Source organism: Stappia indica, from assembly GCF_009789575.1.
Classification (GTDB): domain Bacteria; phylum Pseudomonadota; class Alphaproteobacteria; order Rhizobiales; family Stappiaceae; genus Stappia; species Stappia indica_A.
Map to the genome: position 1 here is coordinate 2283854 of NZ_CP046908.1, position 12442 is coordinate 2296295.

Below are 12442 nucleotides of genomic sequence, written 5' to 3' on the forward strand. Positions count from 1 at the left end.
CTAACCCAGCTTGTCCGCACAAAAAAGCGGCATGACGACCTACGGTTACGCCGGAAATTTCATCACACCGCATCGCTCGGATGACGGATGGCTCTTTCCCGGCATGGCCCGGTACGGCTAGCCTTGCGAACGAAAACCCTTCCCCCTGCTCCTGCTGCAATCGTTCGAAGGCCGCCGCACAGGACGGGCAACTCCGGAGAGCCTGGATGAAAACCGCGATCACGCCCGCCGATATGGCGCCGCCCTTTGCCCGCTACAGCCACGCGATCGAGGTTCCGGCGGGGCACCGTCTGGTCGTCTGCTCCGGCCAGCTCGGCATCGATTCCCAAGGCGAGGTGCCGGCCGATGTGGAGGGCCAGACGCGCCTGTGCTTCGAGAACATCCGCCGTATCCTGGCTGCTGCCGGCATGGATCTTTCGGACATCGTGCGCATCAACGCCTATGTGACGGGCCGCGAGCATCTTCCCGGCTACATGAAGACGCGCGACGAATTCACCGCCTCGCCCCCGCCCGCCTCCACCTTGATGATCGTCTCGGGCTTCGCCAGACCCGAATTCGTGGTCGAGGTGGAAGTGATCGCGGCGGCCCCGCCGAAGTGATTCGCGCGCCTCGCCGCAGGAGCCCGTTGCCGGGTATTTGCCCCCTCTGCTAGGGTCGAGTTCGCGTCCGGCACATTTCCGAGCCGGCGCCGATCATGCAACCCTTCCCTGTGCGGAACTCGGGCGGCCTCGGGCCGCTATCCAAGCCTCCAGGTCGACCCGACAACAGGACGCACCTTCATGCGCATGTGGATCAAGGACCCGCTCGCAATCCTTGCCGACAACGCCTCCCGCGGCATCGTGGTGGAGGATGGACGCATCACCGAATGCGTGCCGGCCGGACAAGAGCCTTCCAGCCCGGTGGACCAGACCTACGACGCCTCGGCCGAGGTGGTCATTCCCGGCCTCATCAACACGCACCACCACTTCTTTCAGACGCTGACGCGGGCCCATCCCAGCGCCATCAACAAGGAGCTGTTTCCCTGGCTCCAGGCGCTCTATCCGATCTGGGCCAGGAACGTCACACCGGAGACCTTTCGCCTCGGCACGCGCCTTGCGCTCACCGAATTGCTGATGTCGGGCTGCACCACCGCCTCGGACCATCACTACCTCTTCCCGGCCGGGCTCGAGAACGCCATGGACATCCAGGTGGAGGAGGCCACCCGCCTCGGCATCCGCATGACGGTAACGCGCGGCTCGATGAACCTCAGCCAGAAGGACGGTGGCCTGCCGCCGGACACGGCCGTCCAGGACGAGGACACGATCCTTGCCGACTGCGAACGGGTCCTGTCGCGCTATCACGACACGTCCGAAGGGGCGATGATCCAGGTGGCGCTCGCCCCTTGCGCGCCTTTCACCGTCACCAAGCGGCTGATGCGCGAGAGCGTGACGCTGGCCGAGCGCTTCGACTGCCGCCTGCACACGCATCTGGGCGAAACCATCGACGAGGACGATTACTGCCTGCACCACTTCCAGTGCCGGCCCGTCGATTATCTCGAGGAGTGCGGCTGGCTCAACGAGCGTGTCTGGCTGGCCCACGGCATCCATTTCAACGACGACGAGGTACGGCGCCTCGGCCATGCCTGCGTCGGCGTGTGCCATTGTCCGACGTCCAATATGACGCTGGCTTCCGGACAGTGTCGGACGAAGGAGCTGGAAGCCGCCGGCTGCCCGGTCGGCCTCGGCGTCGACGGCTCGGCCTCCAACGACAATTCCAACCTGATGGAAAGCCTGCGTCACGCCCTGATGATCAACCGGCTGACCTACGATGCGGCCTCGGTGACCCATTTCGACACCTATCGCTGGGCGACGGAAGGTTCGGCCCGCTGCCTCGGACGCAAGGATCTGGGCGCCATCGCTGTCGGCAAGCAGGCCGACCTTGCCTTCTACCGACTGGACGAGCTGCGCTTTTCCGGCGCCGGAGACCCGCTCGCCGCGCTGATCCTGTGCGGGGCGCATGCCGCGAGCCGGGTGATGGTCGCCGGTGACTGGAAGGTGATCGACGGCCGCCCCGTCCACATGGATATCGAACGCCTGCGCGCCGAGCATGGAGCTGCAGCCAAGCGCTTCCTCGAAGCGCTTTGACGACCGGCCTTGCCAGGCCCACATGACCGGAGTCCGGGCACCGCTGCCCGGTCTTTTCGCCTTCGGCCCTTCCCTGCGACATGGGTCGCCACGCCAACGAGAGCTGCAAAGACATGACCGATCTGCCCCGCCGCTTCTGGCACGAGATGACCGCCTTCGACTTCGCCAATGCCGACACCTCGTCGTGGATCGCGGTGCTGCCCGTGGCGGCGATCGAGCAGCACGGCCCTCACCTGCCGGTCTTCACCGACACCTGCATCGCCGAGGGCCAGATCTCGCGCGTTCTGGAACTGCTGCCGCGCGACGTGCCGGCGACCTTCCTGCCCGTTCAGGCCGTCGGCAAGTCCAACGAGCACATCTCCTCGCCGGGCACGCTGACGCTGTCCTGGGAGACGGCGACCCGTGCCTGGATCGAGATCGGCGAGAGCGTGTTCCGCGCCGGCGTGCGCAAGATGATCCTCGTCACCTCCCATGGCGGCAACGTGCCGCTGATCGACATCGTGGCGCGCGAGCTGCGGGTGAAGCACGACATGCTGGTCACCGCGACCGGCTGGTCGCGCTTCGGCCAGCCGCACGACCTGTTCCCGGCCGAGGAATTCACCTACGGCATCCATGGCGGCGACATCGAGACGTCGCTGATGCTCTATCTGCGCCCGGATCTGGTGCACATGCGCAAGGCGGAGGACTTCCGCTCCACCCAGCTCGACTTCCTGCGCGAGTTCAAGCACCTGCGCGGCCACGGGCCGGCCCAGTTCGGCTGGAAGGCACAGGACCTCAACCCGGCCGGAACGGTCGGCAATGCCACCGCCGCCACGGCCGCCAAGGGCGAGGCCTCGCTCGACCATGCCGCGCGCGGCTTCGTCGACCTTCTCAAGGACATGCACGCCTTCGACCTCGACCGGCTGTGGAAGCCGGGCGGCGAAGCCTGAGGCAGGACTTCAGCGCAAGGTTGCCCAGGACGCCGGGTCGAAGCCGACCAGCCAGCGGTCGCCATCGTGATAGATCGGCCGCGTGATCGCCGACGGATTGTCCATGAGCACGGCGAGCGCCCCGGCCTCGCCGGCGGCTCGAGCTTTCGCCTCGTCCGGCAGCTTGCGCCAGGTGGTCCCGCGCGTGTTGACCACCGCTTCCCATCCGAAGGCCTCGAAGAAGGCCCTCAACAGGCCTTCGTCGACGCCGGCCTTCTTGTAGTCGTGAAAGGTGTAGGCGATGCCGTTCTCGTCGAGAAAACGGCGAGCCTTCTTCACCGTGTCGCAATTGGCTATACCGTAGAGCATGGCGGCCATGGTCAGGGTTCCTGACAGGAGGGGTTGGCGAGACATCGCCAAGGGTCGCCGCAGGATGGGCGACCGGCACTTGCAGCGTCAAGGCCGGGCCCCATGAGACGTGACCTTCCCGCAAGATGCGGGACGAGCGGACGGCGGCTTGGATGGCACAGAAGAAGACGACCGCATCGACGGACGGACAGGGAATCCGGCAGCGGCTCAGGCTGGGGAGCGGGCTCGTCCTGCTCACCTTCGCGTTCAGCCACTTCCTCAACCACATGCTCGGCATCTGGTCGCTCGAGGCAATGGAGGCGGGGCGACTGGTGTTCCTCGCCGTCTGGCGTAGTCCGCCAGGCGAAGTCCTGCTGCTGTCTGCCATTCTGGTCCATGCCTCGCTCGCGCTGTGGAAGACTGCGCGCCGCCGCAGCCTGCGCCTGTCCGCCTGGCAATGGGCGCAGCTCCTGCTCGGGCTGGCCATCCCCTTCCTGCTCATTCCGCACGCCATCGGAACGGGCGGGCTTGCCCACCGGTTCGGCTATGAGGACACCTACCGCAACGTGCTCACGGTCCTGTGGCCGGGGCTGATCCTCAATCAGACCATCTTGATGCTGCTGGTCTGGCTGCACGGGATGATCGGCTTGCATTTCTGGCTGCGCCTGAAGCCGGGCTACGCCCCCTTCAAGCCGCTTCTTTTCGCTCTCGCGCTGCTGGTTCCCGTCCTTGCGTCCTGGGGCTGGACGGATGCGGCCCGCCGGCTGCGCCTGACGGAGAACCAGCCCTTCCCCCTGACGCCGGAAATGACCAGTTGGTCCGATCCGCTGGTCACGTTGCTGCGCAACGGCTTCTATGCGCTGGTCGCCCTCGTCGTCCTCGTCATCGTCCTCAGGGCCCTTGTTCGCCGCTCGCGCCGGACCATCGAGATCACCTATCCGGGCGACCGGGTGGTGAAGGTCGCGCCCGGTCCGACCTTGCTGGAAATCAGCAAGATGAACGGAATTCCCCATGCTGACGTGTGCGGCGGCCGGGCCCGCTGCTCGACATGCCGGACCCGCATTCTCGATGGTCTCGACACGCTGCCCGCCCCGTCTGCGACCGAAGCGAAGGTGCTCACCCGCATCAGCGCAGGTGAGGACATTCGCCTTGCGTGCCAGGTGCGACCGGAAGCCCCGCTGAAAGTCCAGCCCTTGGTGCCGGCAAGCGGCGCGGTGCGGGTCGCCGGATCGGACGGCGACGCCTATCACTGGGGCGTCGAGCAGCCGGCGGCGATCCTGTTCGTCGATCTGCGGAATTTCACCGGCCTTGCGGAGCACCGGCTTTCCTACGACGTCGTCTTCCTCCTCAACCGCTATCTCGGCGAGACCGCCAAGGCAGTCGAGGCCTGCGGCGGCTATGTCGACAAGTTCATCGGCGACGGTGTCATGGCGATCTTCGGCATGAAGGACGGGCTGCAGGCCGGCTGTCGCAACGCGCTCGCAGCGACAAACGCCATCGCGGAAACCATGGAGCGGCTGAATGTCGAGCTCGGGCCGCAGCTCAGCGCCCCGCTCCGGGTCGGAATGGGCCTGCATGCCGGACCGGTGATCCTGGGGCGTATCGGCGCGGTGAGCGGCAATGGCGCCAGCGCCCGGATCACCGCGCTCGGCGACGTCGTCAACACCGCAAGCCGGCTGGAAACGGCAACGAAAGAACTGGGACACAGCCTCGTCGTCTCGAGCGCCGTGCTGGAGGCTGCCGGCTACACATGCGATCAGGCAGGCAGGACCGAGATCGCGGTCAGGGGCCGGCGCGAGCCGCTCGATGTTTTCGCTCTCGACCCGCCCGCGCGGCTGGTCGATACTCTCGCCAAACCCGCCTTTCCTTCCGCCTGAACCAGGTCATTCTCCCCATGTCACGACAGTATTCTTCTCAGGAAATGCTTGCCCGTCTCGTTGCCTTCCCGACGGTTTCCGCCAACAGCAATCTCGATCTCATCGATTTCGTCGAGACCTATCTGGCAGGGCACGGCATCGCCTCTCAGCGCGTGCCGGACGCTACCGGCACCAAGGCCGCACTGCACGCCGTGATCGGCCCGCAGAAGGACGGCGGCGTTGCTCTGTCGGCCCATACCGACGTCGTGCCCGTCGAAGGGCAGGCCTGGAGCAGCGACCCGTTCACCCTGCGCGAGGCCGATGGCCGACTCTACGGCCGCGGCACCTGCGACATGAAGGGCTTTGCCGCCGTGGCACTGGCCGCCGTGCCGCAGATGATTGCCGCACCGCTGACCCGCCCCATCCACATCGCCCTGTCCTACGACGAGGAAGTGGGCTGCGTCGGCGCGCCTCCGATGATCGATTCGATGCTGCGCTCCGGCCCCAAGCCGTCGATGGTGGTGGTCGGTGAACCGAGCAACATGCGCGTCATCACCGCACATAAGGGCACTGCGGTCATCCGCGTGACCGTGCGCGGGCACACGGTTCACTCCAGCCAGTGGGATCGCGGGGTCTCGGCGATCGCCAATGCAGCCCGCATCATCACCTGGCTCGACGATCGCACCCGCGAGAACCAGCGCGCCGCCGATCCGGCCCTTGCCATGGACCCGCCCTTCACGACCCTTCATTGCGGCGTGATCGAGGGCGGCACTGCGGCCAATATCGTCTCGCGCTCGTGCTCCTTCTTCTGCGACATCCGCACCATCCCGGGCGACACGCGGGAAGCCTGGCTGAAGCGACTGGAAACCTTCATCCGCACCCAGATCGAACCGGGCATGCACGCCGTCCACGCCGACACGGGAGTGACGATCGAGAAGCTCGCCTATGCTCCCGCGCTCAGCGAGGAGCAGGACGGGCCGGCCGAAGCGCTCGCCCGCCGGCTTACCGGGGACAACGGCCGGCATATGGTCGTCTATGGCACCGAGGCCGGCCAGTTCCAGGAGCGCGGCATTTCCGCGGTCGTCTGCGGTCCGGGTTCGATCGACCAGGCCCACCAGCCAGACGAGTACATCGAGAAGACGGAGATCGTCGCAGCGGACGGGTTCGTCTCGCGGCTCATCGCCGACATGTGCCGCTAGGGCAGCACAGGCCAGCCTGCCTGCGAGGCAGGTAATCCACAGGCACCTCGCGCTTATGTGCGGGATGCCTTGCAAGCCTTCCGCTAGGAACCGTGCGGGCATGGGGCGAGACTTCCGCTACGACTTCCGCAATTCCTCTCTTTCGCGTCCAGCACATGCTGGACTGTCGCTTTCGACATTGCTTAGATGCAATCTGGTGATCCGCAAAAATGCGGCACATCGGGTCGGCACCGACCTCACAGGTCGGCGTCGGAGGAGCCCGAGACAACGATAAGTCATGAGGGGACTATGCGCATCAAATCGACAATAGCTGCGGCGGCGCTCATCACGTCGCTGCTGGGAACGACTGCATCGGCGGAAACGCTCCGCTACGCCTTTCAGGGCACGTTGAACCAGCTCGATCCCTATTCCCTGAACGAGACCTTCACGCTCGGCACGCTCGGCAATGTCTATGAGGGTCTGACCCGGCGCGCTCCCGATCTGACGATCGAACCGGCCCTGGCGGAGCGCTGGGAAGTCCTCGAGCCGACCCGCTGGCGCTTCTACCTGCGCAAGGGCGTCAAGTTCCACAACGGCAACGACTTCACGGCCGATGACGTTGTCTTCTCCGCCGAGCGTATCCGCTCCGAAGGATCGGACCTCACCACCCGCATCGGCGCGGACGTGAAGGTCGAGAAGGTCGACGACCATACGGTCGATTTCGTGCTGACCGGGCCGAACCCCATTCTCCACTACGAATGGGACACCTGGTACATCATGGACAAGGAGTGGACCGAGGCGAACAACGCCACCAAGGTGACCTCGGCCTCCGACACTGCCCCGAACTACGCATCGCTGCATGCCAATGGCACGGGCTCCTACAAGCTCGTCAGCCACGAGCCCGGCGTCAGGACCACGTTCGAGAAGAACGAGACCTGGTGGGACAAGGTCGCCGGCAACATCGACAAGGTCGAATTCACGCCGATCGGCTCCGACGCGACCCGCGTCGCGGCTCTGCTGTCCGGCGAACTCGACATGGTGTTCCCGATCCCGGTGCAGGACATCAAGCGCGTCGAGGACAGCCCGCAGACCAAAGCGCTGACCGGTCCGGAACTGCGCACGATCTTCCTCGGCTTCGACCAGAAGCGCGACGAGCTGCTCTATTCCAGCGTGAAGGGCAAGAACCCGTTCCAGGACGTGCGGGTCCGCAAGGCCTTCTACCAGGCCATCGACATGGACGCGATCCGCGACAAGGTGATGCGCGGCCTGTCGACCCCGTCGGCCCTGCTGATCTCGCCGTTCCAGTATTCGCGCTCGGACGAGTTCAAGCGTCATCCGTATGACCCGGAAGCCGCCAAGGCCCTGCTCGCCGAAGCCGGCTATGCGGACGGGTTCTCGGTCGGCATGGACTGCCCGAACGACCGCTACGTCAATGACGAGGCGATCTGCCAGGCGGTCGCCTCCTTCCTCGCCCGTGTCGGCATCAAGGTGGATCTCAACGCCCAGCCCAAGGCGCAGTACTTCGCCAAGGTGCTCGCCTCGAACGGCTACGACACCTCGTTCTACCTGCTCGGCTGGACCCCTGGCTCCTTCGACAGCTGGAACGTGCTGCACAACATCACCGGCTGCCGCGACGACAAGGGCAAGGGTGGCCCGTTCAACCTCGGCGGATACTGCAATCCGAAGGTGGACGAACTGGCGGCCCAGATCCTGGTCGAGAACGATCCGACCAAGCGCGACGAGCTGATCGCCCAGGCCTTCACCATCGTGCATGAGGACGTGTCGCACATCCCGCTGCACCAGCAGGCCCTGGCCTGGGGTGTTGCCGAGAATGTCGACGTCGTGCAGCGCGCGGACGACCAGTTCCACTATCGCTGGGTCGTGAAGAAGTAACATCGGCGTCCTGCCGGTTCTGCAGCCCGGACCTTCATGCCGGGCTGCAGCCTTTTTTCGGCACTCCCGCCCGACGGCACACGGGATCCGCCGGAGCCAAACCGGAACCGACGGCCAAAGGCCGAGGCACCTGACGCAGAGGCCCCATGCTCGCCTTCACAATCCGCCGCCTCCTGCAGGCCATCATGGTCATGCTTGTCGTAGCCCTGATCTCGTTCACCCTGTTCCGTTTCGTCGGCGATCCCGTCAACCAGATGGTTGGCGTCGAAACCACGCCGGAACAGCGCGAAGCCCTGCGCGAGCGTCTCGGTCTCAACGACCCGATCCTCGTCCAGTTCGGCCGCTTCATCACCAAGGCGGCGCAGTTCGATTTCGGCACCTCCTACCAGTTCCGCCAGCCTGTCGCCGAACTGATCGGCCGCCGCCTGCCGGCGACCCTGGAGCTCTCCTTCGTCTCGGCCGTGTTCGCCCTGCTCGTCGGCATTCCGATGGGCGTCTATACAGGCCTGCACCGAGACAGCTGGCTGTCGAAACTGTTCCTGTCGATCTCGCTGATCGGCATCTCCCTGCCCACCTTCTTCATCGGCATCCTGCTGATCTTCGTCTTCGCGGTGACCCTGCAATGGTTGCCGAGTTTCGGGCGAGGAGAGGTCGTGCAACTGGGCTGGTGGTCGACGGGGCTGCTCACCTGGAGCGGCATAAAGGCGCTGATCCTGCCTGCCATCACCCTCGGCCTGTTCCAGATGACGCTGATCATGCGCCTGGTGCGGTCGGAAATGCTGGAAGTGATCCGCACCGACTACATCAAGTTCGCCCGTGCCCGCGGCCTGCGCCAGCGCAGCATCAACTTCCGCCACGCGCTCAAGAACACCCTGGTCCCGGTCATCACCATCACCGGCCTGCAGCTCGGCTCGATCATCGCCTTCGCCATCATCACCGAGACGGTGTTCCAGTGGCCGGGCATGGGGCTGCTATTCCTGCAGTCGGTGCAGAATGTCGATATCCCGATCATGGCCGCCTACCTGATGCTGATCGCCTTCCTGTTCGTGACCATCAACCTGATCGTCGACCTGCTCTACTTCCGCGTCGACCCGCGCCTGCGGGTCGAGCGTGCAGCGCATTAGGAGGCGATCATGACCAATGCCACCGACGAGAGCACGCTCAAGCAGGATGCCGGCAGCCGCAGCAGGTGGTCGCGCATCCTCGACAGCGACATCATGCACTCCTTCCTGCGGTCGAAGGTCACCATCCTGTCCGCGATCGTGACGCTGCTGTTCCTGTTCGGCGCCGCCTTCGCGCCCTGGATCGCTCCGCACAACCCCTTCGATCTCGCGACCATCTCGATCCTCGATGCACGGCTTCCGCCGATCGGCATGGAATATTCCGATCCGAACTATCTGCTGGGCACCGACGACCAGGGCCGCGACATCTTCTCGGGGATCCTCTATGGCGCCCGCATCTCCATCGCCGTCGGTTTCCTGTCGGTCTTCTTCGCCGCCATTGTCGGTGTGCTCCTGGGGCTTATCGCCGGTTATGTCGGCGGCAAGGTCGACGCGGTGATCATGCGCGTGGCCGAGGTCCAACTGACCTTCCCGGCAATCCTGATCGCACTGCTGGTCGACGGCGTCGCCCGTGCCACGTTCGGAAATCTCGACCGGGAACGCTTCGCATTCTGGATCCTGGTCTTCTCCATCGCGCTGTCCTTCTGGGTACAGTTCGCCCGTACGGTGCGCGGCTCGACCCTGGTGGAACGCAACAAGGAATATGTCCAGGCCGCCCGGCTGATCGGCATTCCGCCCTTTTTGATCATGATCCGGCATGTGCTGCCCAACGTCATCGGGCCGGTGCTGGTGATCGCAACGATCAATCTGGGCCTTGCCATCATCACCGAGGCGACGCTGTCATTCCTTGGCGTCGGCATTCCGCCCACCCAGCCTTCGCTTGGAACGCTGGTGCGCATCGGCAACGACTTCCTGTTCTCGGGCGAATGGTGGATCGCGATGTTCCCGGGCTTTGCCCTCGCCGTGCTGGTGCTGGCGGTGAACCTGTTGGGCGACTGGCTGCGCGATGCCTTGAACCCGAAGCTGCGTTGACATGAACACGGACAGAGACGGCTGATCATGATGAGACAACCCCTGCTTTCCGTGAAGGACCTGCGGGTCGAATTTCCCACCCGTCGCGGCGTGCTGACGGCAATCGACGGAATCTCGTTCAACCTGCGCGAGGGCGAGGTACTGGGTGTCGTCGGCGAATCCGGCGCCGGAAAGTCGATCACCGGCACAGCGGTGATCGGCCTGCTAGAGCCACCGGGCCGCATTGCCGGCGGCGAGATCCGCCTCAAGGGCGAGCGCATCGACAACCTGCCGCCGGCCGCCATGCGCAAGCTGCGCGGCAAGCGCATCGGCATGGTGTTCCAGGACCCGCTGACCAGCCTCAATCCGCTCTTCACCATCGGCGACCAGATCATCGAAACGATCATGACGCACCTGCCGGTCTCCGAGCGGGAAGCCCGCGACCGGGCAGTGGCGCTGCTGGAGGAAGTCGGCATTCCGGCGGCCGGACAGCGGCTGTCCGCCTATCCGCATCAGTTTTCGGGAGGCATGCGCCAGCGCGTCGTGATCGCCCTTGCCCTGTGCGCCGAACCGGAACTGGTGATCGCGGACGAACCGACCACCGCTCTCGACGTCTCGGTGCAGTCGCAGATCATCCGCCTGCTGCAGCGCGTATGCCGCGACCACGGCACGGCGGTGATGCTGATCACACACGACATGGGCGTCATCGCCGAGACCGCCGACCGGGTGGCGGTGATGTATTCCGGCCGCATCGCCGAGATCGGGCCGGTCCGGGACGTGATCAAGTCCCCGAGCCATCCCTATACGATCGGCCTGATGGGCGCGATTCCCTCCCTCACCGGCGATCACGACCGGCTGACCCAGATCCCCGGTTCGATGCCGCGTCTCGATTCCATTCCTCAGGGCTGCGCCTTCAACCCGCGCTGCTCGCTGACGATGGACCGCTGCCGTGTCGAGCGGCCAGACCTGATGCCCGCCGGCGAAAGCCACGCCGCCTGCTGGAAACTGCTGGAAACGGAAGGGGCAGGCCGATGAACACGGTCATGCAGCACGCCACTGCGGAAAGCCGTGCCGTCGTCGAGGTCCGGTCGCTCTCGCGCACCTTCGACGTGTCCAAGCCCTGGCTGAACCGGGTGCTGGAGCGCTCGCCGAAAGCCTTCCTCAAGGCCGCGCAGGACATATCCTTCTCCATCTCGAAAGGCGAGACCTTCGCACTCGTCGGCGAAAGCGGCTCGGGCAAGTCGACCGTCGCCAAGATGGTCGTCGGCTTGCTTGAGGCGAGTGCGGGCGAAATCCGCATCGAGGGCGTCGACATGCGCTCGCGCCGCCAGTCGGGGCAGGAGATGCGCGAACTGCGCCGGCGCATCCAGATGATCTTCCAGGACCCCTATGCCAGCCTCAATCCACGCTGGCGGGTCGACCGGATCATCGCGGAGCCGATCCGCGCCTTCAAGCTGGAGAGCTCCGAAGACGCGATTTCCGCCCGTGTCGGCGAGCTGCTCGAACTGGTGCGCCTGCACCCGCGCGACGGCGCCAAATATCCGCACGAGTTCTCCGGCGGGCAACGGCAGCGCATCTGCATTGCCCGGGCACTGGCCTCCAAGCCCGAGTTCCTCGTGTGCGACGAGCCGACCTCGGCGCTGGACGTCTCCGTGCAGGCGCAGATCCTCAACCTGATGCGCGACCTGCAGGACGAGTTCGGGCTGACCTATCTGTTCATCAGCCACGACCTTGCCGTCGTCCGGCACATGGCAAAGCGCATCGGCGTGATGTATCTCGGCCGCCTGGTCGAGGTGGCGGAAAGCCGCGAACTCTTCCGCAACCCGCGCCACCCCTATACGCGGATGTTGCTGGCGGCGATCCCCGATCTGGAAATGACGGGAACCCCGCGCCGTCCGGTCGAAGGCGAAATCCCCAACCCGATCAATCCGCCGAGCGGCTGCGCCTTCCATCCGCGCTGCCCTCTCGCCAATGATCGCTGCAAGCGCGAACTGCCCTTGCTGCAGGACATCGGCGGCGCCGGGGTCGCCTGTCACGCAGTGGAGGAAGGGCGGACCTGACCTC

General features: G+C 65.4%; 11 protein-coding genes. 10 read left to right on the plus strand and 1 reads right to left on the minus strand.

Going from position 1 to position 12442, the window contains the following annotated elements; genetic code table 11:
- The first annotated feature begins 206 nt into the window (after window positions 1-206).
- From GH266_RS10715 to GH266_RS10725, 3 genes are all read left to right on the plus strand, one after another.
- Window positions 207-599, plus strand: a complete 393-nt coding sequence (locus tag GH266_RS10715; RefSeq protein WP_158193899.1) for a RidA family protein — start codon at window positions 207-209, stop codon at window positions 597-599.
- Between the two features lie 180 nt (window positions 600-779).
- Entirely contained in the window at window positions 780-2123 is a 1344-nt protein-coding gene (locus tag GH266_RS10720; protein ID WP_158193900.1) for an 8-oxoguanine deaminase, read from the plus strand.
- Between the two features lie 113 nt (window positions 2124-2236).
- On the plus strand, window positions 2237-3052 hold the full coding sequence (locus GH266_RS10725) for a creatininase family protein (protein ID WP_158193901.1): 816 nt from the start codon (window positions 2237-2239) through the stop codon (window positions 3050-3052).
- Between the two features lie 9 nt (window positions 3053-3061).
- Here GH266_RS10725 and GH266_RS10730 read toward each other — a convergent pair whose 3' ends face one another.
- Entirely contained in the window at window positions 3062-3409 is a 348-nt protein-coding gene (locus tag GH266_RS10730; RefSeq protein ID WP_158193902.1) for an ArsC family reductase, read from the minus strand.
- 143 nt (window positions 3410-3552) lie between these two features.
- Here GH266_RS10730 and GH266_RS10735 point away from each other — a divergent pair, with 143 nt between their 5' ends.
- The 7 genes from GH266_RS10735 (at window position 3553) to GH266_RS10765 (ending at window position 12438) form a co-directional block, all read left to right on the plus strand.
- The gene (locus GH266_RS10735; RefSeq protein WP_209001581.1) at window positions 3553-5256 is read left to right on the plus strand and encodes an adenylate/guanylate cyclase domain-containing protein; all 1704 of its coding nucleotides are present in this window, start codon (window positions 3553-3555) and stop codon (window positions 5254-5256) included.
- A gap of 17 nt (window positions 5257-5273) precedes the next feature.
- On the plus strand, window positions 5274-6434 hold the full coding sequence (gene argE / locus GH266_RS10740) for an acetylornithine deacetylase (protein ID WP_158193903.1): 1161 nt from the start codon (window positions 5274-5276) through the stop codon (window positions 6432-6434).
- 288 nt (window positions 6435-6722) lie between these two features.
- Window positions 6723-8306 carry an ABC transporter substrate-binding protein gene (locus tag GH266_RS10745; protein WP_158193904.1) on the plus strand — a complete coding sequence of 528 codons (1584 nt, stop codon included), beginning with the start codon at window positions 6723-6725 and terminating at the stop codon, window positions 8304-8306.
- A 146-nt stretch (window positions 8307-8452) separates the two neighbouring features.
- Entirely contained in the window at window positions 8453-9430 is a 978-nt protein-coding gene (locus tag GH266_RS10750; protein WP_158193905.1) for an ABC transporter permease, read from the plus strand.
- A 9-nt stretch (window positions 9431-9439) separates the two neighbouring features.
- A complete protein-coding gene (locus GH266_RS10755) occupies window positions 9440-10399 on the plus strand; it encodes an ABC transporter permease (protein ID WP_158193906.1) in 960 nt (319 codons plus the stop codon).
- 30 nt (window positions 10400-10429) lie between these two features.
- Window positions 10430-11413 carry an ABC transporter ATP-binding protein gene (locus GH266_RS10760; protein ID WP_158196154.1) on the plus strand — a complete coding sequence of 328 codons (984 nt, stop codon included), beginning with the start codon at window positions 10430-10432 and terminating at the stop codon, window positions 11411-11413.
- An 8-nt stretch (window positions 11414-11421) separates the two neighbouring features.
- On the plus strand, window positions 11422-12438 hold the full coding sequence (locus tag GH266_RS10765; RefSeq protein ID WP_199270580.1) for an ABC transporter ATP-binding protein: 1017 nt from the start codon (window positions 11422-11424) through the stop codon (window positions 12436-12438).
- Window positions 12439-12442: the final 4 nt, after the last annotated feature.

Coding starts and splice junctions, on each gene's coding strand:
- GH266_RS10715 (WP_158193899.1), top strand. CDS start 207: ATGAAAACCGCGATCACGCCCGCCGATATGGCGCCGCCCTTTGCCCGC.
- GH266_RS10720 (WP_158193900.1), top strand. CDS start 780: ATGCGCATGTGGATCAAGGACCCGCTCGCAATCCTTGCCGACAACGCC.
- GH266_RS10725 (WP_158193901.1), top strand. CDS start 2,237: ATGACCGATCTGCCCCGCCGCTTCTGGCACGAGATGACCGCCTTCGAC.
- GH266_RS10730 (WP_158193902.1), bottom strand. CDS start 3,409: ATGGCCGCCATGCTCTACGGTATAGCCAATTGCGACACGGTGAAGAAG.
- GH266_RS10735 (WP_209001581.1), top strand. CDS start 3,553: ATGGCACAGAAGAAGACGACCGCATCGACGGACGGACAGGGAATCCGG.
- argE (WP_158193903.1), top strand. CDS start 5,274: ATGTCACGACAGTATTCTTCTCAGGAAATGCTTGCCCGTCTCGTTGCC.
- GH266_RS10745 (WP_158193904.1), top strand. CDS start 6,723: ATGCGCATCAAATCGACAATAGCTGCGGCGGCGCTCATCACGTCGCTG.
- GH266_RS10750 (WP_158193905.1), top strand. CDS start 8,453: ATGCTCGCCTTCACAATCCGCCGCCTCCTGCAGGCCATCATGGTCATG.
- GH266_RS10755 (WP_158193906.1), top strand. CDS start 9,440: ATGACCAATGCCACCGACGAGAGCACGCTCAAGCAGGATGCCGGCAGC.
- GH266_RS10760 (WP_158196154.1), top strand. CDS start 10,430: ATGAGACAACCCCTGCTTTCCGTGAAGGACCTGCGGGTCGAATTTCCC.
- GH266_RS10765 (WP_199270580.1), top strand. CDS start 11,422: ATGCAGCACGCCACTGCGGAAAGCCGTGCCGTCGTCGAGGTCCGGTCG.